Origin of the sequence: Tessaracoccus caeni, assembly GCF_029211185.1 — a bacterium.
Taxonomy (GTDB): Bacteria; Actinomycetota; Actinomycetes; order Propionibacteriales; family Propionibacteriaceae; genus Arachnia; species Arachnia caeni.
Genome location: NZ_JARGDO010000019.1, coordinates 52,049 through 75,955, shown reverse-complemented (window position 1 = coordinate 75,955; position 23,907 = coordinate 52,049). Strand labels below are relative to the sequence as shown.

Below are 23,907 nucleotides of genomic sequence, written 5' to 3'. Positions count from 1 at the left end.
GATGGCTGCCGTGGCGAGTCGAGGACCAGCAGGCCTGTCCCCCCGCTCCACCATCCAGGGTCGTCCACGCATCACCTCGACGACCGGGAACCCGTGCGCACGCTGCGGCCGCAAGATCCCGCGGGTCGCCGTCACATGGCCGGAGGGCCGGCTCTGCAACATCTGCTACTACAACGCCGTCCACACCCGAGGCGTCTGCCCGGAGTGCCTCCAAGACCGCCTGCTACCAGGACCCGCAAGCGCCGGCGGCGGTCCGATCTGCGCGACCTGCGCGGAGATCCCCCACGACTTCCATTGCGACAGCTGCGACACCGAAGCCGGGCATCACCGAGGGCGGCTCTGCGCCCGATGTGCGCTTCGCGCCGACCTCCACCAGGTCCTCGGCGGCGAGCCGGAACACCCCGCTCTGCGCGGTCTGGTCGACGCGCTATGCGCATCCGAGCGACCCGAGTCGATCCTCGTCTGGAAGCGATCCCCCAAGGTCCAGACGCTCCTGCGTGGCCTTGGCGACGGCACGATCCCGATCTCCCACGAAGGCCTCGACGCCGTTCCCGGCAAGCCGACCGAACACATCCGAGCACTCCTGCAACATCACGGCCTACTCCCCTACCGCGATGCCTACCTGCACCGATTCGAGGAGTGGATCGCCGTCAAGTTAGAAGGGCTCCCCGCCGAGGTCCGTCAGCCCGTCCAGCACTTCGCGACCTGGCACCACCTACGCAACATCCGCGCCAAATCCGAAGCAGGCGCCAACACGCGCGGCCCGGTGCACTCAGCGAAGCAAGAGATCACCGAGACAGTCAAGTTCCTGACCTGGCTGCACCAGACACACCACCGCACCGCCGCGACCTGCACCCAGCAAGACGCCGACGAGTGGCTGGCAGGCGGACCGACCACTCGCACCATGATCAGGAACTTCTTCCAGCTCGCCAAGAAGTCCCGCTTGAACACCGGTGTCACGGTCGCGCATCGCACTCCCCGATCGAGCCCGTCCCTGAGCCAGGAGCAGAGACTTGCCTGGATCCGCGAATTGCTCACCGGGACCAGCGAGTCACTCCCCTACCGCGTCGCCGGCATGCTCCTGCTCCTCTACGCGCAACCACTGGTCAAAGTCGTCACTCTGACGACCGAGGCCATCGCCGAGAGCCCTCACGGCATGAGAATCCAGCTCGGCCGCCATCCAGTGGACGTGCCTGAGCCGTTCGCCAACATGATCCGCCAGCACCGCGATGCTCGGCCCAACCTCCGGACAGCGGCAGGGACGGACAGCCCCTGGATGTTCCCAAGCATCCTCGCCGGACGACACCTCCACCCCAACACCGTGATGGACAGACTGCGAGCCCTCGGCGTGAACCTCCTCGGCGCCCGCAACAGCGCCCTCGGCGAGCTCGTCCTCCAATGCCCACCGTCGCTAGTCGCCGACGCACTCGGCTACAGCCACCACGTCGCCTTCCTCCACGCCGAAAAGTCCGCAGAACCGTGGGCCCGATATGCGGCCCGCCACGCGGGCGACCAGCGATAGCCGGCGACCACCACGATCTGCCCAGCCATGCTCGCGTTCAGTTACACCAGGATGGTCTGGCCGTCGGCCTGCTGGATGTCCAGCAACAGATGCCCGCGCCCGCGGCTCGTCCTCACCACGGAACCGAACCCAGGGCACGACATGCGCCCGGGCATGCCGCCGCGGTCAGCGCGCTCCGGTGGCACGAAGTGGTGGCCACCGGAGCGCACTGGGTCAGTGTCTGCTGTCCTCGATAGGTGTCAGCATGACAAGTACGGCTGCGGCGGCGCAGGAAGATGCGGGTGCGGACGCTGGCGTTCCACAGACGCTGCATGAGATTCATGATGGCCTCACTTTTCACACGGGAGCACTTCGATGTGGCTGGTCCTGTGTGGTGAGTGCCCCGAGGCTTCTTGGGGCGGTCTGCTCCGCCCGACGTCAGGCTTCGCGCGTGGTCTGTCCTGCCATTTCGCAGTCTACGCTGCTCGGTTGGAGTGCGGAAGAGCGGTGGAGTTCCGCTTGCGGATTGGAGTGGAGAAGCGTCAGAAGGAGGAGCCCAGCGCAGCCTTTTGCTCATGGGAGGTTTCGTGCCAGGTGTCGGCGATGAACTGCGCGACTGCAACAGTCGAGTTGAACACGAGGCGTGCATGTCGTGGAGTCGCGGGGCTCTCGTTGACGGAGCCATGCCCGTCGCCGATTGAGTTGCGTGCCTCCGCGACGGACTGCACGAGAGTGGAGAGGGCGCGCATCGCTTTGCGGAGGGCGTCGCTGCCGCGCTTGCTGCCGTCTACCGCGTCGGCATTGATCGCGAGTGCCGATGCGGTGCTTGCGAAAAGAGCCGGGAGCTCGTCTCGTTCGGAGAACTCGATATCCAGATCCGTGAGCACGATCTTGCACTGGCTCTCGAGGAGGTTCTTGCAGGAGGAGATCGCCGCAGCGGGATCTGAGCTGAGGTCGCGGTTGATTAGATCGAGGTGACGGCGCAGCACAGAGTTCTCGGTGAGGTCGGGCGTCTTGGCGAGCGTTAGCTCGGTTGGGGCGTAATACGCGGAAATCTGACGCCAGCCATAGATGATGCGATCTCCGAAACGGTCTGTCTCGATGAGCTCATACCCATCTCGGCGGAGGGTGTCATTGTAGGCAGCGACCATCGCGGCAGCGGCGTCTGGATCGTCGCGGACAATGGGATGGACTGTCTCGGCTAAGAAGTTGAGGAACGTCTCGTCGCTGCCGTTACGAAGCTGGAAACGGTCGTCGTTGAAGACCCAGTCATCCTCCCAGTCCCAGTTGTTCACCATGTGCTGGTAGATGTCGCCGCTGGCAGTGCGGTACCTGTGGTCTCTGCTCGGCAGCTCCTCCAAGTCGTAGAGCCGGGCGAGGAACTGCGGATGCTGCAGCCGCCCCGACCAGTCGTACTCGGAAAGCGAGAGCCAATCGAACACGTTTGAGCGCGTCTGGCGAGAGATCCGCGCGCGGTTCGTTGGCGTCATGCACTAAGAATATCGGCCGCATACATCAGGAAATCGACCGCCTCTGACTCCGTCTGGACCGCACTTCCTCCGGGGAGTGCTCGGTCTGCTGAAGGCTCACGAGCACGCCCTGGGCGCGTTCGTAGTCGACGCGCTGAGCATCGTCGCCGGGCACCGCTCCGAGTGGGCTGCTCGAGGTGACGCCCCACCGGTCGCGGTACGCAATGACCGCCCGTGCCGCAGCCTCACCCTCTGCGGGAGCGGTCTCGTCGAGTCCCGTCAACCAGGGCTCTGGCTGCTTGAGGAGCTTCTCGACCAGGGCATCGATGCGCTGCTCCATGAGCTGCTCCCGCTCGTCGAGGGCTTGCCTCATCGCGGGATCGGTGATCCCGGTCGCGCGCGGGACCAGGCCGGCGATCATCCTGGCGGTCCGCTGCGGAGCAGGCTGGTAGGCCGCCGTGATGCGCTGGAGCCTGTAACGCAGCAGCGACCCGAGATCCTGCACCTCGTCCAGTCCTCCAACCTGGATGATGCGCGGGAGAAGACTGTCGATGTCGTGCCCGTCGGCTTCGAGCCTGCGCAGCTCGGTGGTGAGGATCCCGAAGGCGTCTGTCTCGACGAGCTCGTCGATCGTCTCCGCCGTGAGGCCTCCGGCGTGCAGGAGGGCGATCCAGCGTTCCTGTCCGGCGACTTGTGCGATGGTGTCGTACTCGGCCGCGAGTTGCTCGAGTGAGCCCCAGAAGTCCTGCTCCACGGTGATCGTGTCGTGTGCGGAGAGCTCTGCGCCAGGGTGCTGCAGGATCCCGTAGAGGATGCTCCGGGCGGTGTTCTGCAGGTCCTCACGGTGCTGATGCTCCTCGAGGTGATGCTCGTCGGTGGCGACGTAGACGCGGTTGGATTCGCGGCCGCGGGTCATCGCGACGTAGAGGGATTCTCGGGTCACTTCCGGTGAGTGGACGACCGCGTGTGCGGTGTCGACGGTGGCCCCTTGGGCACGGTGCGCGGTGACGGCGTAGCCGAGGTCGACGTGCTCGGCGACGTAGCTCACGGGCAGCGTGATCGTGGTGCGCCGCTTCGATCCTGCCCGCCGCACGGTGAGGGATCCGTCGTCGTTCGCATGGGCGACGTGCCAGCGGTCGCCGTTTTTCACCCAGCTTCGCCCGAGCGAGAGGCGCCGATTGTTCTCGCGGGTGATGATGAGATCTCCGCGGGAAACTTCGTTGCCGTCATGGAGTTTGACGCCGTCCACAGCGACGTCGCCCTGGAGGATTCGGTCGGTGCGGGCGCGGGTGTTGAGCGCAGAGACCGTGTCGAGGGTTTCCGCGATCAGCACCGTGCTCTTTCCCGCTGCGAGGTCTGTGCGCCAGGCTTGGTAGGCGGCTTCGAGAATCTCGTCATATCCGCCCGGCGTGACGCGCTGGTGCGCAATGTAGGTATCGATGACGTCGGTGTCGCCGATCCGCAACTGCAGGGACGCCTGCTTCTCCCAGTCGTTTCGGAAGCGACGCACATCGACCAGTTCCGGGGCGTCGCCGCGGTCACGCACGAGCATCCCGAACGCGCCGCCCGCGTCCACCGCTGCGAGTTGCGCCCAATCGCCCACGAGCAGCACTTTCGCGCCGACCTGCTGGGCGTGACTGGTGATGGCATCGAGCGCGAACGTGCCACCCAAGGAGGCTTCGTCGATGATGACGAGCTGTCCGCGCGTGAGGTTCCATTTCCCGAGGCGATGCTCATGCAGCCACTTCGCCGTGTTCTCCGTCCCGATCTCCAGATCCCCGGCGAGGACGTCGGCGGCAGCGGCCGAGGGCGCGAGCCCGGTCACCGAGCCTGGCCCGTAGCGTCGCTCCCAGGCTCGGCGCAGGGCACGCATCGTTGTGGTCTTCCCAGTCCCTGCGGGGCCGACGAGTACGTCGAGGACGCGGCCGGAGACGCCGATCTTCGCGATCGCCTGCTCCTGGTCCACCGACAGGGTGTGCCCGTCGCGGTTCTTCGTTCTGGCAGCGTCCTCGATCCATGCCAGCGGTACGGTCGGCGCCGACCGATCATTCGACGCGCCAAGGAGTCGGTCTTCTGCCGCGAGCACCTGCTCGGAGGAGAACACCGTTCCGGCTTTGGGTCGGAACACGCTCGACCCGTCCGCGCGACGAAACAGCGAGGGGCTCTTCGCGAGCTCGGGCGGAGTGAGGCGCAGCGAGACCCGTTCTGCGGCATCGACGATCTGCTGGGTGATGACGTCCCGGTCGTTCGCGGACGCGAAGCGGAGAGCCATCGTCTGTCGCACGGCCTCCGCGTGGAGGTTCCACCGTTTCCACGTCGCTCGCCGGTCACCGACCTGCTGCACCACGACCTCGGCGACCTCCTCGAGATCCTCCAACGGGATATCGTCTGCCCGCAGCAACGGTTCGTGCTCACTACCGGCGAGCAGTGCCGACGCCCAGGTTGGCGCGTCCTCACCCAGCAACGCGGTCGCGCGTTCTCGCCACTGGGAGGTGAGATCGCTGAGAGAGTGCTGCTGCTTCGGGGGCCGAGTCTCGAGCGTGGCCTGCTGCCGGAACTGCCACACCAGCTTCGGGGACGGCTGCCTCCCGTGCTTCGAGACGTAGTCGTCGACCAGCCGGTCTTTGACCTGCTCGATATCGCGAGTACGGGAAGAGAACTCGTCCATCAGCTCCTGCGGCACGCCAACGATCTCCCACGCCGTGGAGCGCCCCGCACCGCGCTCACGGGCTTCCCACCCGACGCCGAGGATCTGAGTGAGATGGTCCGAGAGGACCGCGTTGTAATGCTCCGATAGGCCGGTGACGGCGGCGTGGATAGCGCGAGAATCGAGCGTGCGCCACTTCCCGTCATGAGCTGCTTGCACGCGGTTGGCGACGACAATGTGCGTGTGGAGTTGTGGATCCGCGGCCCGAGAATCGTAATGATCGTAGGCAGTCGCAATCACACCCCGCACGTCGACTTGCGCGACGGCGCCACGCGCCCCTTTCGCGCCGACCCTGGTCATCGCGACGTCGCGCTCGAGTAGGGCGATCATGTCTCGGATCGCTGCGTGGTGAGCTTGGGCAATGAGTGCTTGCGTGCCGCCGTCGGCAACTGCCCAGAGGGTCGAGACGGACTTCGGGACCGAGAACGTGAGATCGAACCCTGCGACCGGCGCATTCGTTGGCTTCTGTGCTTCCTCCGCCTCGATCAGCGCTTGCTGCGCGGTACGCTCACCTGCGGTAAGGGACTTCGGGAGCTGATCGAGGCGGCGCTGCGTCCGCTCGCCCGCGGTGGCAAACTTTCGGTACGGACGCCCCAGTTGCTCGCCGCTGTTCGGATCCTGCCCGTGCCCCATGAGGCGCCGTAACTGCTCCTCGCTCACCGAGGCACCGACGGCGATCTCTCCGGCGAGTCCTGGGAGGCCGGCCCCGAGCCAGATGCCGGGAGGCGTTCCTGCTTCAAGGTAGTACCTTGTCAGCGCTGACGACGCATCGCGATCCCCGTCGCCAGCGACAACTGCGTTCAGCAGGTACCGGTACCCGTCCCCAGCGGTCATGACCCTGATCGAGATCGTCACACTGGGCAGGTGCGCCGCAGATCTTGGGATCTACCCTCGGAAGGCGGAGAGCGCGATGTTTGCGTCAATGCAGGGAGATAGCGAAGAGCGCGCTTCAACGGAGATGCTCGAATGGGTCCACGACGGATTGGACTCCGTGGTCGCGGCAGACGTAGACGATTCACACGCCGTACCCGTCGGCGCCGCTCGGCTCGGGGTCGCATTCTGCGCGGCAGACGTTACAGAGCCGGTGCTCGTTGCTCCCCCAGACCGTGACCTCGATATCGTCGGGGATCTCCATTCCGTCGAACTCCATATGCGGAGGTTAGCTGTCGCGGATTGAGTCGTGTCAAGATGCGGCACCGATGCTAAACCGCCGTTACCTATGGTCATCGCGCCGGTCACGCACTCGACGCTTAGTTCTTGAGGTACTCGAGGACGGCGATGACGCGCTTGTTTCCTGTGCGCTCGTTAAGGTCGAGCATGGTGAAGATGCTGCTGATGTGCCGTTCCGCGATCGCGACGCGACATGCATACGGTCCCTGATTTGCTCGTTAGTGAGCTCCGTAGCCATGAGCAAAACGTCAGTATCGCGGAGGAGCTGCTGCGGGAGCGGGAAAGGATTGACCTTACTGACGCAGAGACCCAAAGCGCGAGCATCCCTCATCGCTTTGATGCCAGCCCTTCAACCATTGCAACTAACCCGAACTCGAAATCTAGGTCTTGATCGACAGGCTCACATCCGTTGTCGAGCGCTGTTTGTTCTTCTAGTACGAAACCGACCGTATAGCGGCTGATAGCCATGAGAGCTCGGACCGCAGAGACCTCAGCGAATCCTTCGGACACGAGAAACTCGATCTGACTTTCGGGGGCATCCGAGCCCGCTGGCATCTGGTCACTCTTTTGACGGTGAAACTCTGCGTGCAGCCGTGCTCCATCCCGGACTGCCAGAAGCGCTGTCCGGAAGCTCCGCGCGTTGCGCAGGAGAAAGTCGTCCCAGCGCTCCCCTGACTCTGGGAGTGAGGCGTGGTGTTCGCGATCAAGCACATCAGCTGCGAGCGATCCGAGCAGGTGGCCCTTTGTCCGAAAGTGCCAGTAGAGCGCTGGCTGCTGCACCCGCAGATGCGCAGCCAGCGCCCGCGTGGTGAAACCGTCGATCCCCGTGTTATTGAGCACATGCCTCGCACCGCGCAAGACTGCTGCACGATCGAGTCGCGCTTGTTTCTGAGCCATGCTTGCACTTTATCATCGATAACTTTATCGTTGATAAGGTGTCATCTCTCACTTCCGCTCGTGGCTCGTTGGCCACGGTCCTCATCACGGCTAGCCTCGACGCCGCCGGCATGGGCCTGGTGATGCCGATTCTCCCCGCACTGCTACACGAGGCAGGGGTCACCGCTGATGCGGTTCCGCTGAACGTCGGAGTGCTGATCGCGCTCTACGCGGTAATGCAGTTCATCTTTGCCCCCGTACTGGGAACACTGTCGGACCGATTCGGCCGCCGCCGGGTGCTGCTTGTTTCCCTGGCCGGTGCGACCGTCGACTATCTCGTGCTCGCCACGACATCCGCTCTGTCGGTGTTCTATATCGCCCGTGCAGTGGCTGGGATAACCGGAGCGACCAATGCGGTCACCGCCACCGTGATCGCCGACATCACGCCACCCCACCAGCGCGCCAAGCGTTTCGGTTTACTCAGTGCCTGCTATGGCGGCGGAATGATCGCGGGGCCAGCCATGGGTGGACTGTTCGGTGCCATCTCGCCACATCTGCCGTTTTTGCTCGCTGCTCTTCTCTCAGCGAGCAATCTGGCACTCACCTTTATCTTGTTACGCGAGACCCGTCCTGATTCCCCTGCGCGCTCTGCGTCGCTCGCTCAGCATCGTGGTCGCCCCGGCCTCAGCGCGGTGCCTGGGATTACCTTCCTATTAGTCGCATTCGGCCTTGTTCAATTCATTGGGCAGGCTCCAGGTGCGACCTGGGTGCTGTTTACTGAACACCGCCTCGACTGGAGTCCCGTCGAAGTTGGAATCTCCCTGTCCGTCTTCGGGATCGTACAGGTTCTCGTGCAGGCCCTCCTTACTGGCCGCATCGTGGAGTGGATCGGTGAGGCAAAAACAGTCATCATCGGGTGTGTTACCGACGCCTTGGGTCTCGTAGGCCTGGCGATTGTCACTGACGCATTTTCCATGGCGCCTATCTTGGCGGCACTGGGGATCGGTGGCATCGGCCTCCCCGCTCTGCAAACCCTTCTCTCCCAGCGCGTCGATGAACAGCACCAAGGGCGCCTCCAGGGTGTGCTCGCCAGCATCAACAGCGTCACATCGATCTTCGGACCGGTCGCTTTCACAACGATCTTCGCGCTCACTTACATCAACGCCGACGGCTTCCTCTGGCTCTGCGCCGCAGCACTCTACGTGCCCTGCGTGATTCTCATCATGCGTGGTACAGCAGCGTCCCCGAAGTTCGGCTCATGGGCGAGCGGCGACTCGATGTGAGTTGTGAGACGTGAGCAGGAGCAACACGGCGGCGACACTGCTTCGCCATGGCCGACTAGCGAGACGGCGCCACCGGGAAACTCGGCATCATCTACCAAGGACAGGTCAGCTGGGAGCCTGATAGACCCATCGAAATGTGCGTGCCGATCGCGGAGAAAGGCCGGGCGCATCGGATCGAGCCATAGCACCATGAGTCTTCACGGAAGTGCGTTGACGGAGACTTCGTTGTGAACCGGGCCAAGGGAGAGCTGGAGGCCCTCTCCGAGTGGCTTGCCGATGACATGAGCTGGACGCTCATCGAGAAATCCACACACAGCGGCCCCAGTGCAGCCCGAGAGGTGCGCCCGCCGTTCTCCCGAGCGGGTGGAGGTCATTTCTGTCGTCACCCACGGACGACGCGCTTCCTGCGACGGCTACCTCGAGGCTGGAGGAATGCGCGTCCGTTTCAGCCATGCGTTCCGCTTCGTCAGCACCCCCAAGACCGCGATGATCGCAGAACTGCGACGCTACTGCATCGAGACGCAGGTTGACTGAGGCCTGTGCGGACAGCACGAACGACCCTTAAGCCCGTAATCTGGGAACCGCAGAAACTACCCGATCGAAACGCAACTACTTTGCCGGCCCTACGGGGTTGGCTCGCGGTCGTCGTCCTTGGCCGCGACCGTGCGCAGGAGGTGCTTGTAGCCATCCCTCGCGATCATCACGCGCATCGAAACCGTCACGACGCTACTGCCTTCGACGATCAGGGGAGCGGGGACTGATCGCGGACGCGCTGTCCACTTTGGTTAAAAGATTGCGCCGCTGTAGACGACCGCCATCTAGATGCCGACGATGACCATGCTCTCGAGTGCGCCACTACCCACCATTAGTGTGGTCAGGGTCGGCTTCAGGTGATGAGTCCATGTCGGTAGGCGGTGATGGCGGCGTGGACACGGTTGTCGATGCCGAGGGTGTTGAAGAGCTGGGAGACGTATTGCTTGACGGTGCCTTCGGACAGATGCATGGCCCTGCCGATCTGGGCGTTGGAGAGTCCGCGAGCGATGTGGGTGAGGAGCTCGATCTGGCGCTCGGTGAGCAGGGCAGTGAGTTCGTCTCGCGCGGTTCGGGTGCGGTGGCCCGCTCGTTGCTCGGCGGCGAGCCAGCGGGCGACTCGAGGGGAGAACGCGCCTCCGCCGTGCGCGAGGGCCCTGACGCCGGCAATGAGTTGCTGAGGTTCGTCGGACTTGAGGAGGAAACCGAGGGCGCCGGCGTTGATCGCATCGGCGATGAGATGGTCGTCGGAAAAGGTGGTGAGCATGGCGATCGGAAGCTCGGGCAGTCGGTGCCGGATCTCACGGAGAGCTCCGATGCCGTCGAGTCGTGGCATCTGGATATCCAGCAGTGCGACGTCAACGCGGTGTGTTGCCGCGGCGTCGACGGCCTCGTGGCCGTTGCTGGCGAGGGCGGTGATGTCAAGGTCAGTGGCGGAGGCGAGAATAGCGGCGACGCCGGTGCGGACGAGCTGGTCGTCATCCGCGATCAGGACACGGATCGGCGGGGTGTCGGTGCGATCCTCCGGGGTCATGGCGCGGGAACCGTTCCGATCCTGCTGACCTGGTCGGAGGCGAAGCAGACGACGTGGACGTCGACTCGTTCGAAGAAGCTGATTTCCGCCTCGTAATAGTGACAGGTCTCGTCGGGGCGAGGCGGGAACTCATCGCGTGGAGGATCGAGCATCTCCAGGGCGGCCACCGCGTCCTGTCCGGCGACTCGAGGGGCAATGGCAGTCTGTGTGGTCTCGGTGACGACCGTAGTGGTGCCGACTAACCCAGCGACCAGGTACAAGTGGACCATGGTCAGCGAGTCCAGTGCCAGGGCAGTGATCACCGTCGCCAGCAGCATTGCTCGGACCAGGCCAGAGCCAGCGAGCAGCCGCACCGTGGGCGAGCGGTCGACCAGGACCCCAATCGGGATCCCCAGCACGAGGAATGCCAGTGTTCCGATGGCGTTGAGCAAACCCATCTGCGCAGCACTGGCTCCAAGAACCAGTACCGCCAAGACATCAGTTACGAAGTCGACACCCCGACGCCCAGCGGCATCCAAGGCATTGGACAATAGCAATGGCCACCTGGGCCGTGGTAGCGAGGATCGCAGAGAAGAAGAGGAATCGGTAGAAGACATGAACTTCCCTCAGGAATGAGCGGGCGAGTGGGCAGAACAAAGGACCGCGCGACGTTCCAGCGCGGTCCTGTTACTCGCCACTTACAGGCTGGCCCGAGCCCTGAAGAACATGTCCCAACCTTCCTGGATGGATCGACCAGGAGCGTGGACAACCGTCCCCGCTCAGTGCTGAGTCTAGGCCAGCGCCAGCGCAGACCCTCAGTCGCATCCCCACATGCCGCCGAGCACGCGTCCTCGATTCCCTCCCCCGCGTCGCTCTGAAGGCCGGAACTGACTGCCCCAGCCCTTCGCGGGGGAACATGCCCGAGCCGGATGCGCAGTGGTGCCGGTGCCGCGCTGCGTTCTCCGACAGATGAAGCAGCACGGTCCCGCTGCGCGCCCCTGGCCGAGCAGATCGGCGCACGCGCCATGGTGCCCGCGATCGGCGTTGCTGCCAAGGCCGTGACCACGCTCGCGATGTCAGGCCCCTCGGCTGAACCACAGCCTGACTCAGCTCGTATACGCCCAACCTTGATACGCAGGGTTACCAGTACTTCGTTTCGGCCCCTGCCGCCCACGGTCGGGCGACCTCTCCCCTGCGGGTCGTCGTGTCGCGTCGTGCGCGGCGCGCTCGGGCTTCGGTCATAGGTCTCAGACGATGACGTAAGGCGCGGCACCGCACCAGTGAACTCTGGCGATGACGCGCCCCTTGTTCTTCGCGGTGGACTCAATAAAGGATCAAGCCGACGTTCGGGGTCGGCGTCTCACGGTACTGCCAGGACAGCGCCGCGCATGACACGGGCTACGTGGGCTTTTACCCAAGCGGCATCGAGCGGGTGGGTTCGGAGAAACCAGCAATGGAAGATCGGGGCGACGAACGCTTCGGCCGCACCCTCGGGGTCGGGAGCACTCGCGAACCGAAAGCGCTGGATGATGGCGGCGAGCTGTGGGCTCAGCAGCAACTCGCGGTACTGTGCCGCCAGCATCTCATCAGATTGCATCTCGGCCGCCACTGCGCGCAGCAGCGGCTCATGGTTCGGCTCGGTCAGTTCCGCGATGGTCGCGGTCGCCAGCTCTTCAAGATCAGCGGTGAGGTTGTCTGAGGTCGGCACGATGACCGTTCCCGCCTCATCCGTGCTGCGCGCCAAGATCGCATCAAAGAACACGGCCCCGGTCGAGGGCCAGGTGCGATAGAGCGTCTGCTTGCTGATGCTGGCACGTGCCGCGATGCCCTCCATGGTGATCTTCCCGACCGGGGTATCGCGGGCGAGAGACAATACGGCTTCATGTACTTTGCTGCGGGTTCGCTGGCGTGCCATGACATAACCATATCCCCGAAACGAGACGGAGCGTACAGTTTTGGATATGGTTAGGGCATGACCGCACAACAGACATGGATGATTACCGGTGGCAATCGCGGCCTGGGCCGAGGACTCACCCTCGCAGTTCTCGAGGCCGGACACGTCGTGGTTGCTACTGTGCGCGGCGAGTGCACGTTACCCGAGCACGAACGCCTGACCGTGCTAACTCTCGACGTGCGTGACCGCCAGGCGGCGCGCGAAGCCGTTGAGGCGGTGAAAGAGCGTTTCGGCCGGCTCGACGTGCTCGTAAACAATGCGGGCTATGGCCTGATCGGTGCTATCGAAGAAGTCTCAGAGGATGAAGCACGTTCGATCATCGACACCAATCTGCTCGGCCCGCTGTGGTTGAGTCAGAGCGCTATTCCGATCATGCGAAGCCAGGGTGCCGGGCATATCGTTCAGATTTCGACCGTTGGCGCAGTCGGCACGATGCCGACGCTCGGCCTGTACAACACGTCGAAGTGGGGGCTGGAGGCGTTCAGCGAAGCAATGGCAGCCGAGGTACGACGGTTCGGCATCCGTGTCTCGCTGATCGAGCCAGGATCACTCGACACGGATTGGGCGGGCGGAAGTATGCGGTTCAGCTCCCCCAGCTCGGCATATGACGAGCTACGGACTGAGCTGTTCGGCACCGCTGAAGTTCCTTGGCCCCAGGGCGAGCCGATGGGGGGAACCGCGCCGGCCGATGCTGCGGCCGCGATCCTGGCCCACATCGCCGCACAGGACGACAACCGGCTTCGCGTGCTCGTTGGCGACGACTCCCCCGAGCAAGTACACGCTGCGCTCGAGCTGCGCCAAAAAGACTACGCGCAAGACCCCCGTTTCCCAGCACCCTAAGTCGAGACGCTAGACCAAGTAGGAATAGCGCGCACCGCATCAGCAAACTCGGGCGGTGCCGCGCCCTCCTGGTTCGCTGTGGAGTCTATGTATTTCCCCCTGCCGCGCTGTTGCTCGCGCCACGGTGCGCGACGCGAGCAACGCGCGTGCGACGGATTAGGCGACGGCGGTGCCCTCGAGTTCGACCATCTGCCCCGGCACCGCGAGGCGTGTCACGCCGAGCATGGTGGTCGTGGGCGAGATGCCTGCCGCGCCGAGCCGCCCGGCCAGCACGCCGTAGTGCGGGAACAGGGCATCGACGTCGGTGGTGTAGACGTTGAGGCGCACGAGGTTCGCCAGCGCCATCCCTGCTGCTGCGAGCACCGCTTCGAGGTTGTCCACGGCGAGGCCGAGCTGACCGGACATGTCGCCGTCGTACTCCGGCCTGCCCTCGGCGCTCATCGCGGTCTGCCCCGAGATGTAGAGGGTGCGCGTCGCCCCCGTGATGATTTCGCCCTGGTTGAAACCCATCTCGAGCGACCAGCTCACCGGATTCACGGCGGTTCGTTCAACTGACATTCTTTGCTCCGTTCGATTCTTGGAAATACCACGCCCAGCCGCCCTGTCGCGGCCGGTTCAACGTCGTGGTATCCACTCTTTCGATAAATCACGACACCTTGTGTCATGTATTCTGCTAAGAATAGAAACATGCGCGCTGATCGCTTGGTTTCCCTGGTGCTCCTGCTGCGCCAACGCGGCCGAATGTCAGCCGAAGCTCTCGCTACAGAGCTGGAAGTCTCCACCCGGACCGTGCTGCGCGACATCGAGGCGTTGTCTGCGGCGGGGGTGCCGGTCTACGCCGAGCGAGGCCGACACGGCGGCTTCGAGCTGCTGCCAGGATTCCGGACCGAACTCACGGGCCTGAACCAAGACGAAGCACTCGCGCTCTTCGCGGCAGGATCGGGGCGCGGTGAGCAAGTCTTCGGCCTCAGCTCGTCGCTTGCCTCGGCCATGCGCAAAGTGGTCGATGCGCTCCCTGACTCGCACAAGGCGAGCACGAGCGACGCGGCACAGCGGCTCTTGATCGAACCCGAGCGCGATCTGCTCTCGCGGCGGCAGACCGCCGAAGAACTCGACCCAATCGTGCTGACCGAGGTACGCCGTGCCGTGCTCGCTGGTCACAAGCTGCGCATCCGCTATGCCGCCGTAGACCGCGAACCGAAATGGCGAACCGTGGACCCTATCGGCCTGGTCACCGTGCGCGACAAGGGTTACCTGCTCGCCGCCGTCAATGGGGCCGACCGCACTTACCGGCTCTCCCGCATCCTCGAGGCGGAAGAACTCGCGGAGGCCGCCCAGCGCCCCGAGAAAGTCGATCTTGAACAACTCTGGCACGAAAGAAGCACGAACTTTCGAGAGGGCGGCGATCAGCTCACAGTGCGGCTGCGCATGAACCCAGCGCGCCGCGACGAACTCACGGGCACCGCCCTCGCGGTCCTCGCTGAGACTCGTGACCCTGACGGCTGGCTCGGCATCGAGGCGACGTTTCAGGACTCGAGGCACGCAGAATGGGCCATGTGGCAGCTCGGCACCGATGCAGAAGCGCTTTCCCCCGACGAGCTGCGCCACGCACTCAGGACTCAGGCTGAGAACATGGCGTTGCAGTACCAGCCACTACCTCGATAGAGCGGCCGGATCGTATTTCGGGACAGTGGCCGGAGTCGGACCCCAGGGCCCCTCCTCTGCCTGGTCTGCCCTAGATTGGACGGTGACTCGCCGCGACGCCCAGGAGGCCCCGATGAATGACATGCTTCTCGTCTTGCTGCTGATCGTCGTCGTGGCCGGTGGCGCGTGGGTCGCCTGGTGGTTGCATCAGCGCAAGCTCGAGCGGTACACGGCCTATGCGAAGCAGATCGGCTTCACCTACACACCCTACGATCGTTCGTTCCTCGGGCACTGGCGTGGCATGCCGCTGAACCAGAGCGGCGGCCGAATCCGCGACATCTTCACGGGCATCGTGCGGGGCGTTCCCGTGCACGTATTCGAGTACACCTACGAGGAGCGCATCGACGACAAGAACACGCGCACCATCGAGATGACGATGGCAGCGGCCCGTACGCCGGTCGCCTTGCCCGAGACGCGCATCCTGCACGAGACCGTCGGGGCGAAGGTGACCAAGCTGTTCGGCGCCCAGGACATCCAGTTCGAGTCCAGCGCCTTCAATGACGCGTTCCTCGTCAAGGGTGCCGACGAGCGCACCACCCATGCCCTGATCGATCCGCGCATGATGGAGTTCCTGCTGAACTCCCCCGCCCGCGACTTCCAGATCCGGATGGTCGACGACTGGGTGCTGATGTGGCAGCCGGAGTCGATGTCCTGGCGCAATGGGCTGGAACTACCGGAGGCCGTTGAGCCCTTGTCCAGCCTCCTGGTGAGGTTCGTGGAACACATCCCGAAGCATCTGCTCCGCCGCTGACCACCCCTGGCTTATAGTCTGCGTTGCATGACAGTGACGGGTATCGGTGGCCTCTTCTTTCGTAGCCGCGATCCAGAGGCTCGGGCCGCCTGGTACCGCGAGCATCTCGGCATGGACGCCGGGCACGATGCGATCTGGAACCAGGGCGAAGGCATGACGATCTTCGCGCCGTTTCCGGCGGATAGCGACTACTTCGCCGATGATCAGCCGTTCATGCTGAACCTGCGCGTGATAGGCCTGGATGAACTGGTGGGACGACTTCGAGCCGCAGGCATCGACGTCGAGACACGGCCGGACTGGGACACCGAGTACGGTCGCTTCGTCCGCATCCACGATCCCGAAGGGCTGCCGCTGGAGCTCTGGGAGCTGCCAGCCTAGGCGGGCTCCCAGACATAGCCGTCGTCGGTGAGTTGGCACTTCAGCTGGATCCCGTCGGCGGTGACGGCGAAGTCGCCCTCGACCTGCCATGTGCAGGGGTCGCCGGCCTCTTGTTGTTGACCGGCGGGAGTCGACGTGTGTGCGGGAACAGGCGTGTCGGTCGCGGACGCCGACCGCGACGGGCTGGGCAAAGGGGGTAAGGGATCCTCGTCACCCAGGTTTATCCAGAGGACCGCGCCGAGAACGACGGCTGCGGTGACCACCCCGCCGACCAGCACTCGTCTCGCTACTCCACGGGCAGGCTCGCGCCGCGAGGCTTCCGTCGAATCCGGATCCGGATCCGGATGGGCAGGCGGGGTCGGACGTGACTCCACGGTGGTTGGGGATTCCGCGGGCGCGATGACGGTGGACGCAGGCTCCATCGTGGGCGTGCCGGCCGCAGGCGGTGTGATGACGGGCTGCTCCCCTGCCGTGTCGAAGACGTGCTCCAACACGGCGATCGGCTCGCCGTCGCGATCCTTGGGCAACGCGTCGCGGCGTGCATCGGCGAGCAGCGACCGGGCCTGCGTTACGTCCCCTGGCCTGGCGACGGGGTCGCTTTGGGTCATCGCGAGGATCGTGTGACGCAGATGCGGGTCGTGCACCGCGTCAGCCGCCTGCAGTGGGCTTCCGTCCTCGTGTCCGAGCACCAGTGCCACGGCGAGCATGCCGAGCGCGTACAGATCGTGCGCGGGGTCAGGTAGAGCGGCACCCCGCAGCACCTCGGGCGGTACGTATCCTGGCGTTCCGATGACCATGCCCGCCTGCGTGAGTCGCACCTCCGACTGAGCGATCGCGATGCCGAAGTCGGTGAGGGCGACGTCCAATGGCCCCTCCCCCGTCGCGCGAAGCAGGACGTTGGCGGGCTTCACGTCGCGATGGACGATGCCGGCTCGGTGCACGTCGTCGAGCGCGTCGAGCAGTTGGTCGAGGATGGTCGTGACGGTGCCGTCGGACAGGCCACCGTAGTCGCCGATCAGGGTGCGCAGCGATCCTCCCGTGACGAGTTCGGAGACGATCACCGCGGCGTTGTCGTCCGCGGCCCACGCGTAGGGCGCCACGACGTGTGGCCCGACCAGCCGTCGGGACTGCTCCCGTGCGAAGCGCAGGATCTGCCCTGCGTCGCGCTGCCGGAGAAGTTTGGCCGCGCACGGGGTGTCGAGCCTGTGATCGACAGCGCGCCAGACGGTGCTGGTGCCTCCGCTGGCGATCGGCTCACGCAGTTCCCACCTGCCCGCGACCATCTCTCCCACGAGTCAGCGCCGTCTCGCAGCCGCCTCGTCGAGCGCTGAGGCCAGTTCCTCCGCACCATGGCTGCGCGCCGTGCCAGCGAGTTCGCTCAGCACCTGGCTGGTGCCGTGCGCGGCGAGCCACGATACGGTCGCGTCATGGGTCTCGCGCGTCGACATCACCGTGCTGCGCAGTTCCGGGGTGGTCGAGGACACCGACGACAGCACGCGCTCGATCGCATGCCTCTCCCCCGCCACGACGTCGGGTTCCGTCAGTTGCTCCTCCAGATAGACGATGCGCGCGAGCACCGCAGGATTGCTGATCTTCACCCGGTGTCCGCTGACCAACTGACTGACCATGGGGGCGCTCAGCCCCACCGTCGACGCGAGCGCGCCCTGGGAAAGCCTGTACGCGGCGCGCAGCGCGGCGAACCGGCTGGCCCAGGTGGCGCCGTAGAGCTCGATCTGCGCGTTCGGCGAAGGCTCGGTCATGGCGGCACCAACGTTCTTCTCATCGCCGACGAAGCCGGCTGTTTGCATCCGCAATAGTACGGCAGGGCGATTGGGGGTGTCACCCTGCGGCGATGGAGTGTTGGGTACGAGCGAGGACACATCGGAAGATCTTTGCAAATGCGAACATCAATATGCTAGTTTGCAGATGTAACTTTTCCTGAAGGTGAGGATCGCAGATGGTAGCCACACCAGTCGGCCGGGTTGCTCGGCTCGTCTCTGCCGCGTTGGTCGCGTCGCTTGGTTTGCTCGGCGTCGCAGGAGTCGCTCACGCCGATCCGCAAGGAGAGACGGGCTCTGTGCCCACGATGATCATCCTGGACGGCTCGGGTTCGATGCTCGACGAGGACGCGCCTGGTCCGCGGATCGACGCCGCCAAGGATGCGATTCACTCGCTCGTTGGCCGGATCCCTGACGATGCCCGGATCGGTCTGCAGGTGTATGGCACCAGCACAGGCGGCACCGGTGCCGAGAAAGCTGCGGGCTGCAAGGACGTCAAGACCTTGGTGCCGGTGGGACCGATCGATCGCGCGCAGTTCTTGAAGGCGGTCGATGGGGTGAAGGCCTCTGGGTATACGCCGATCGGCACCGCGTTGAAGAAGGCAGCCGAGGAACTTTCCGTGGAGGGGCCGAAGGCCATCGTGCTGGTCAGCGACGGCATCGACACCTGCTCCCCTCCTCCGCCATGCGAGGTCGCCGAGGAACTGGCAAAGGATGGCGTCGATCTGACGGTGCACACCGTCGGATTCCGCGTCGACAAGGAGGCGCGTGAGGAACTCGAGTGCATCGCGAAGGTCACCGAGGGAACCTACACGGATGCCAAGGACGCGGATCAGCTGTCCCAGGCGATCCAGCACAAGGTCGAGTACGCCATCACCGGCTATGACGTCCGGGGCACGCCCGTCAAAGGTGCGCTCACCCGCGACGCCGCCGACATCCCCACGCTGACGCCGGGCCAGTACGTCGAGACCTTCCCGCCGTTGGAGGACCACGAGGGCGAGATCCGGCGTTACTACCGGATCGATCCGCCTCAGGGGTGGACGCCGAGAGTGGCGGTGACCGGCGTCGTGGCGCAGGATGCCGAACGAGGCGATGGCGCCGCCACACTGATCGTTCAGGGCAGCGACGCGACGACGAGGGACTGCGGGCGCGACTTCGACTTCGTGATGTGGAACGCGGAGACCATCGAACCCATCGTCGCCTCGACCCGGATCAGCTGTGAAGGCGAGACGATCATCGAGGTCACCCGCAAGGACGACCTCTATGACAAGAACGACATGCAGGTTGAGCTGGTCGTGCGTTTCCAGCCGCCGTCCGATGACTCCCACGTGCCTCCTGCGGAGAAGGGCTCCGTTCCCCCGCACCCGGAGCGCAGCGCGGAGGTGCTTCCCATCGACGGGGGCTCGTCCTTCAACAGTGCAGCCGAGCTCACCCCCGGGCAGACCTACTCGAGTTCGATCGTCGACGGCGACTTCAAGTACTTCAAGATCCCGATGACCTGGGGCCAGCAGCTCACTTACAAGTTCGAGGCCACCACTAGAGAAGGCGATCGCGACACGTCCTTCAGCGCTATCGTCGAGTTTTACAGTCCGATGAGGGACTACAAGCTCGAGCCGCGCAACTACGAGTCCTGGTACGGCGTTGGGGGTAGGGAGTCCTTCCCGATCACTGGCGGCACGGATGAGCCGGTGCGCTCCACCTCGCGCAACTATCCGCTGGACGGCTACTACTACGTGGTGTTCGAAGGGTGGAGCTATCCCTCCTCCGGCATCAGGCAGAACTTCGAGTTCACCGTCGACGCCGTCGGCGAGGTGGAGGAAGGCCCGGTCTACCTCATCAACGGCGTGCAGCCCAGCGAGTCGCCGTCGCCATCGTCGCCCAGCCCCACGGCTACCCCGTCGCCGGAACCCTCCCTCAGCGCTCCCGCCTCGGCGGAGACCGTCGATCCGGGCGACGGTGCCGACGCCGAGGAGCCCGGAGGGATAGGCGCCGGCATGGTCGCGCTGATCGTGGCGGTTGGCGTTCTGTTGGTCGGAGCCGGTGCCTTCGGTGGGGCGCTGCTCGTGCGGCGCTCGTCGCAGAAGTAGCTACTCAGGAGGGGCGGCGCGTCGTAAGGGACGCTGGTCGGCCACCCCGCCGACCGTCGCCCGAGATGGGGCTGCGAGACTGGAGTATGTCCACACGGCGAAGACGACGGAAGACGGAGCAACAGGCTTCAGGAGCAGACGGAAACAGGCGGAGAAGATGGCCGAGGCGGCTCGGAGTTGTGCTCTTGGTCGCCTTCGCGGCGCTGGGCGGGCTGAGTGTCTATCGCTCGTTCGCGGGGCCACCTGGCGTCGGGCACTTCCGGTCGGCGGCGGGGCATGACGAGTACATAGGGCACTACCAAGCGGCAATGCAGCAACTACCGACGCCGACCTCCACGCACGATATCGCGACGAGCTACGGCACCGTTCGCGTCTACGAGTGGAGCACGCCTGACACCGCGGACGAGGTTCCCGTTCTTCTGCTCCCGGGACGTTCGTCGGGCGTCCCGATGTGGTCGGTGAACCTTCCGGGCTTCGTCGAATCCCGTCGCGTTCTTGCCTTCGACGCGCTCGGCGATGCCGGCCTCTCGGTGCAGAGCGCGCCGATGGCCGGGTTCGAGGATCAAGCGGCTTGGATCGACGACGTGCTGGCCGAGCTCGCTCCCGAGGGCGCGCATCTCGTCGGGCACTCCTTCGGTGGCGCGACGGCGGCCACCTACGCGCCGCTTCACCCCGAGAAGGTGCGTTCGCTCGCCTTGCTCGACCCGGTGCTCACCTTCGCCTATCCGCCAGCAGCGATGATGTGGTGGGCGACGGTGGCCTCACTCCCTGGTATTCCAGAAAGCTGGAGGGAGCACGCGCTCAGCAAGATCGGTGGTGCCGATGAGGACTGGGCCGAGGGCGACGACGCGGATCCCGTCGCCTTGATGATCGCCGCAGGCACCCGTCATTTCTCGGCCGAGCTGCCCACGCCGTCGCCGCTCTCCGTCGAACAAGCAGCCCGCTTGACGATGCCCGTCTACGTCGGCCTCGCCGGACAAGACTCGCTCGCTGGCGGCGACGACGTCGCCCAGAAGGTGGCCGAGCTCCTCCCCCATGCCCAAGTCCAGACCTGGGAGAACGCGACGCACTCCCTCCCCATGCAAGAAGCCGAGCAACTGCAGCTCGTGCTCACAGATTTCTGGGGAGCTGCGGAGGGCTGAGAGCCGAAGTTAGCTCCAGAGGGAGAAGTTCCACCACAGACGGTGGAACTTCTCCCTCTGGAGCGCCGCGATCCCTAGATCGGGTAGCCCTCGACCGGGCCCTCGGTGTTCGGCTTCCAGCCCAGGGCCGGAGCGACGTGCTGCGCGAAGGATTCCAGGACGTGCAGGTTGTAGTCGACGCCCAGCTGGTTGGGGATGGTCAGCATGACGGTGTCTGCCGCCATCACGGCGGAGTCGGCCTTCAGCTGCTCGATCAGCTTGTCGGGGGTGTCCGCGTAGGTCTTGCCGAAGGTGGAGCGGAAGTCGTCGATCACGCCGATCTGATCGCTGCCGGAGCGGCCGTCGCCGAAGTACATGTCGTCCAGCTCGGTGACGATCGGGAAGATGCTGCGGCTCACCGATACCCTCGGGGTGCGGGTATGGCCGGCGGCATTCCAGGCGTCGCGGAACTGCTGGATCTGCTCGGCCTGAAGTTCATGGAACGGCTGCCCCGTGGCCTCAGTGAGCAGCGTCGAACTCATCAGGTTGAGCCCCATGCTCCCCGCCCACTCAGCGGTGGCGCGGGAGCCGCTCCCCCACCAGATGTGGCCGGGCAGGCTCGCCGACTGCGGCTCGATCGCCAGCTTGCTGCCGGTCGGCGCCATCCGGGGGTCCGCGTCGACGAGGCGTGCCCCGTTGATCGCCGCCCAGAACAAGGCGAAGTGATCGCGCGCGATGTCGGCGCCGCGCGGGTCGTCGGAGCCTGTGTAGCCGAAAGCCTCGTAGCCCCGAAGAGCGGTCTCGGGCGATCCTCGGCTCACACCCAGAGCGACTCGGCCGTCGGCGAGCAGATCCAAGGCCGCGGCCTCCTCCGCCAGATAGAGCGGGTTCTCGTAGCGCATGTCGATCACGCCGGTGCCCACCTCGATCCGGGAGGTTCGCGCCGCCATGGCCGTCAGCACCGGAATGGGCGAGGCGGCCTGCCGTGCGAAGTGATGCACCCGCACGTAGGCGCCGTTGACGCCGATCTCGTCGGCACCTTCGGCGATCTCGACGGTCTGCCGGAGCATGTCGCCAGCGGTCCGCGTCGCCGAGCCCGGTACCGGTGAGTAGTGTCCAAAGGAGAGGAATCCGAAAGCCTTCACTTCTCCCCTAACGTCTTACCGCCCGAAGTTGTTCCAGCACCGCTGGTTACCATGGAGCCGACCGCCGCCGCCGTCAGCAGAGGAAGTGCTCATGCCCGTCAACGATCCTTTCTCCGGCATGTTCGTCCTCGCGGGGCTGATGTTCGTCGCCTTCTTCGTGTTCGCGTACTTCTCCAAGCGAGCACGCGACAAGCGTGCGCGGAGACTCGAGGAATGGGCGACGTCGCAAGGGTGGCGCTACCTGGCCAGCGATCCGTCCTTGGTCACCCTCTGGGAGGGACCGCCGTTCGTGGGCCACGGGAGCGCCACCGACGTGATCTCCGGCCAGCTCTCCGGGCACCCGTTCACCGCTTTCACCTACACCTACAAGGAGGGCTCCGGCGACGATGAGCGCACGTACCGCTACTTCGTGACGGGCGTGCGGCTGCCGAGCGCGATGCCGATGCTGTCGATCGCGCCCGAGACGGTCTCCCGGCGGCTCATGAAGCGGTTCGGCTCGCAGGACATCGACTTCGAGTCGGTTGCTTTCAACAATGCCTTCACCGTGCAGGCCGACGACGAGCGCTACGCCTACGCCGTCGTGCATCCGCGGATGATGGAGTATCTGCTGGGGTCGTCGCTGCGCCATCAGGGGGTACGGATTCACGGCGACACGGCGTTGACCTGGACGGTCGGTGAGTTGGAACTGGAGGGCGTCCAGCCGATGGTCTCCGAGGTGGCGCGCTTCGTCGACCTGGTCCCGCGCCATGCGGTGCAGCAGCACGCGGTGGAGCTGGCGCCGTCGGGCTACGCCGGATCGGTGTCCGGAGTGCGCCCGGAGGCGACCTCGAAGCAGTTGTGGCGTTCCGGCTTTCTGATCCTCTTCGGCGTGGTGTGGTGTGCCATCACGCTGCCGGTGATCATCGGGTTCTCGAACGCCTGGAACCGCTTCGGCTCGATGGGCAGCCCTTTCGATATGTTCCCGACGACGATCTTCGCCTTCTTCCCCTTGATCGGAGTGGCGGTGGCGCTGGGCGGCGTCGTCCAGTTGATCCGCGGGGTGCTGGCCGTGCGTCGGAACAAACGCGATCGAGAACGACGGCTCAACGGCCCGCAGGCGGAGTGACGATCAGGCGGCCACGGTGACCGCGGCGGGGCGCTGCGGGGCGAACATCCAGACGCGCATCAGGGTGAAGCGCAGCACGCCTCCGAGCATTCCGCAGAGCACGACGGCGACGGCCTCGAGGTTGGTCGACAGGGCCAGCGGCTCGATCAGCGCGAGCCCGATCTGCTGGAAGCCCCAGGTGATGCCCAGCAGCACGACGCCCTGAAGCTGCGAGACAAGCGTGCCGCGCGACTGCTTCACGTCGAAGGTCACCGCGCGGTTCATCGCCGTGTTGGCCATCGTCGAGAGGATCAGCGAGACCGCCGACGAGATCGAGGCTGAGGCCACCACACGAACCAGCAGGTAGATGCCGGCCTGCAGGATCGACGAGGCCAGGCCCATCGCGGCGAAGCGGGTGGCCTGGCGCACCATGGACTTGTCCAGCCGGCGGGTGGGGCCGAAGCGGTCAAGGAAGGCCTCGATGTGACGGTCGATCGCGTTGCTCATGGAAGTACT

Annotated in this window: 22 protein-coding genes; 9 read left to right on the top strand and 13 right to left on the bottom strand. The window is 65.1% G+C overall.

The genetic code is table 11. The features are described 5' to 3' along the window. Nucleotides 1-10 precede the first annotated feature (10 nt). On the top strand, nucleotides 11-1,522 hold the full coding sequence (locus tag P0D62_RS15525; RefSeq protein ID WP_197493114.1) for a recombinase XerD: 1,512 nt from the start codon (nucleotides 11-13) through the stop codon (nucleotides 1,520-1,522). A 41-nt stretch (nucleotides 1,523-1,563) separates the two neighbouring features. On the opposite strand, the gene P0D62_RS15520 is transcribed toward P0D62_RS15525, so the two are convergent. The 5 genes from P0D62_RS15520 to P0D62_RS15500 form a co-directional block, all read right to left on the bottom strand. Beyond that, a complete protein-coding gene (locus tag P0D62_RS15520; protein ID WP_275703462.1) occupies nucleotides 1,564-1,731 on the bottom strand; it encodes a hypothetical protein in 168 nt (55 codons plus the stop codon). Between the two features lie 312 nt (nucleotides 1,732-2,043). Then, nucleotides 2,044-2,991 carry an abortive infection family protein gene (locus tag P0D62_RS15515; protein WP_081473272.1) on the bottom strand — a complete coding sequence of 316 codons (948 nt, stop codon included), beginning with the start codon at nucleotides 2,989-2,991 and terminating at the stop codon, nucleotides 2,044-2,046. 25 nt (nucleotides 2,992-3,016) lie between these two features. Further along, nucleotides 3,017-6,532, bottom strand: a complete 3,516-nt coding sequence (gene mobF / locus P0D62_RS15510; protein ID WP_040504913.1) for a MobF family relaxase — start codon at nucleotides 6,530-6,532, stop codon at nucleotides 3,017-3,019. A 160-nt stretch (nucleotides 6,533-6,692) separates the two neighbouring features. Next, complete coding sequence (locus tag P0D62_RS15505; protein WP_255180144.1) at nucleotides 6,693-6,827, bottom strand: hypothetical protein; 135 nt, start codon at nucleotides 6,825-6,827, stop codon at nucleotides 6,693-6,695. A 347-nt stretch (nucleotides 6,828-7,174) separates the two neighbouring features. After that, nucleotides 7,175-7,744, bottom strand: a complete 570-nt coding sequence (locus tag P0D62_RS15500; protein WP_010154754.1) for a TetR/AcrR family transcriptional regulator C-terminal domain-containing protein — start codon at nucleotides 7,742-7,744, stop codon at nucleotides 7,175-7,177. Nucleotides 7,745-7,782: 38 nt separating this feature from the next. Here P0D62_RS15500 and tet(33) point away from each other — a divergent pair, with 38 nt between their 5' ends. Then, nucleotides 7,783-9,006, top strand: a complete 1,224-nt coding sequence (tet(33), locus tag P0D62_RS15495; RefSeq protein WP_074690335.1) for a tetracycline efflux MFS transporter Tet(33) — start codon at nucleotides 7,783-7,785, stop codon at nucleotides 9,004-9,006. Between the two features lie 886 nt (nucleotides 9,007-9,892). Here tet(33) and P0D62_RS15490 read toward each other — a convergent pair. The 3 genes from P0D62_RS15490 to P0D62_RS15480 form a co-directional block, all read right to left on the bottom strand. Next, nucleotides 9,893-10,570 (bottom strand): response regulator, encoded by a 678-nt coding sequence (locus tag P0D62_RS15490; protein WP_010154757.1) that lies wholly within the window; start codon nucleotides 10,568-10,570, stop codon nucleotides 9,893-9,895. Further along, nucleotides 10,567-11,166 carry an MFS transporter gene (locus tag P0D62_RS15485; protein ID WP_275703461.1) on the bottom strand — a complete coding sequence of 200 codons (600 nt, stop codon included), beginning with the start codon at nucleotides 11,164-11,166 and terminating at the stop codon, nucleotides 10,567-10,569. The genes P0D62_RS15490 and P0D62_RS15485 overlap by 4 nt, the downstream gene beginning before the upstream one ends. A 743-nt stretch (nucleotides 11,167-11,909) precedes the next feature. After that, the gene (locus P0D62_RS15480) at nucleotides 11,910-12,464 is read right to left on the bottom strand and encodes a TetR-like C-terminal domain-containing protein (RefSeq protein WP_275703460.1); all 555 of its coding nucleotides are present in this window, start codon (nucleotides 12,462-12,464) and stop codon (nucleotides 11,910-11,912) included. 57 nt (nucleotides 12,465-12,521) lie between these two features. Here P0D62_RS15480 and P0D62_RS15475 point away from each other — a divergent pair, with 57 nt between their 5' ends. Further along, nucleotides 12,522-13,343: an SDR family NAD(P)-dependent oxidoreductase gene (locus P0D62_RS15475; RefSeq protein ID WP_275703459.1), complete on the top strand. Its 822-nt coding sequence runs from the start codon at nucleotides 12,522-12,524 to the stop codon at nucleotides 13,341-13,343. Between the two features lie 156 nt (nucleotides 13,344-13,499). On the opposite strand, the gene P0D62_RS15470 is transcribed toward P0D62_RS15475, so the two are convergent. Beyond that, on the bottom strand, nucleotides 13,500-13,901 hold the full coding sequence (locus P0D62_RS15470) for a RidA family protein (RefSeq protein WP_275703458.1): 402 nt from the start codon (nucleotides 13,899-13,901) through the stop codon (nucleotides 13,500-13,502). A 105-nt stretch (nucleotides 13,902-14,006) separates the two neighbouring features. Here P0D62_RS15470 and P0D62_RS15465 point away from each other — a divergent pair, with 105 nt between their 5' ends. The 3 genes from P0D62_RS15465 to P0D62_RS15455 all read left to right on the top strand — a co-directional run bounded on the left by P0D62_RS15465 (nucleotide 14,007) and on the right by P0D62_RS15455 (nucleotide 16,176). After that, entirely contained in the window at nucleotides 14,007-15,008 is a 1,002-nt protein-coding gene (locus P0D62_RS15465; protein WP_319947015.1) for a helix-turn-helix transcriptional regulator, read from the top strand. 112 nt (nucleotides 15,009-15,120) lie between these two features. Next, nucleotides 15,121-15,798, top strand: coding sequence for a type III secretion system chaperone family protein (locus tag P0D62_RS15460; RefSeq protein WP_275703456.1), 678 nt, complete (start codon nucleotides 15,121-15,123; stop codon nucleotides 15,796-15,798). Between the two features lie 27 nt (nucleotides 15,799-15,825). Continuing rightward, on the top strand, nucleotides 15,826-16,176 hold the full coding sequence (locus P0D62_RS15455) for a VOC family protein (protein WP_275703455.1): 351 nt from the start codon (nucleotides 15,826-15,828) through the stop codon (nucleotides 16,174-16,176). Here the strand turns inward: P0D62_RS15455 and P0D62_RS15450 are convergent. Further along, nucleotides 16,173-17,459 (bottom strand): serine/threonine-protein kinase, encoded by a 1,287-nt coding sequence (locus P0D62_RS15450; RefSeq protein WP_275703454.1) that lies wholly within the window; start codon nucleotides 17,457-17,459, stop codon nucleotides 16,173-16,175. The two genes, P0D62_RS15455 and P0D62_RS15450, sit on opposite strands and share 4 nt — an antisense overlap. Before the next feature lie 12 nt (nucleotides 17,460-17,471). Next, on the bottom strand, nucleotides 17,472-17,984 hold the full coding sequence (locus tag P0D62_RS15445; RefSeq protein WP_275703453.1) for a hypothetical protein: 513 nt from the start codon (nucleotides 17,982-17,984) through the stop codon (nucleotides 17,472-17,474). A 149-nt stretch (nucleotides 17,985-18,133) separates the two neighbouring features. Between P0D62_RS15445 and P0D62_RS15440 the strand changes: the two genes are divergently transcribed. Beyond that, nucleotides 18,134-20,041 (top strand): vWA domain-containing protein, encoded by a 1,908-nt coding sequence (locus P0D62_RS15440; protein WP_275703452.1) that lies wholly within the window; start codon nucleotides 18,134-18,136, stop codon nucleotides 20,039-20,041. A gap of 308 nt (nucleotides 20,042-20,349) precedes the next feature. After that, a complete protein-coding gene (locus P0D62_RS15435; RefSeq protein ID WP_275703451.1) occupies nucleotides 20,350-21,183 on the top strand; it encodes an alpha/beta fold hydrolase in 834 nt (277 codons plus the stop codon). Nucleotides 21,184-21,257: 74 nt separating this feature from the next. Here the strand turns inward: P0D62_RS15435 and P0D62_RS15430 are convergent, their stop codons facing one another. Next, on the bottom strand, nucleotides 21,258-22,307 hold the full coding sequence (locus P0D62_RS15430) for an LLM class flavin-dependent oxidoreductase (protein ID WP_275703450.1): 1,050 nt from the start codon (nucleotides 22,305-22,307) through the stop codon (nucleotides 21,258-21,260). A 91-nt stretch (nucleotides 22,308-22,398) separates the two neighbouring features. Between P0D62_RS15430 and P0D62_RS15425 the strand changes: the two genes are divergently transcribed. Continuing rightward, the gene (locus P0D62_RS15425) at nucleotides 22,399-23,412 is read left to right on the top strand and encodes a DUF3137 domain-containing protein (protein WP_275703449.1); all 1,014 of its coding nucleotides are present in this window, start codon (nucleotides 22,399-22,401) and stop codon (nucleotides 23,410-23,412) included. Nucleotides 23,413-23,415: 3 nt separating this feature from the next. On the opposite strand, the gene P0D62_RS15420 is transcribed toward P0D62_RS15425, so the two are convergent. Then, a complete protein-coding gene (locus P0D62_RS15420; protein WP_275703448.1) occupies nucleotides 23,416-23,898 on the bottom strand; it encodes a GtrA family protein in 483 nt (160 codons plus the stop codon). Between the last annotated feature and the right edge of the window lie 9 nt (nucleotides 23,899-23,907).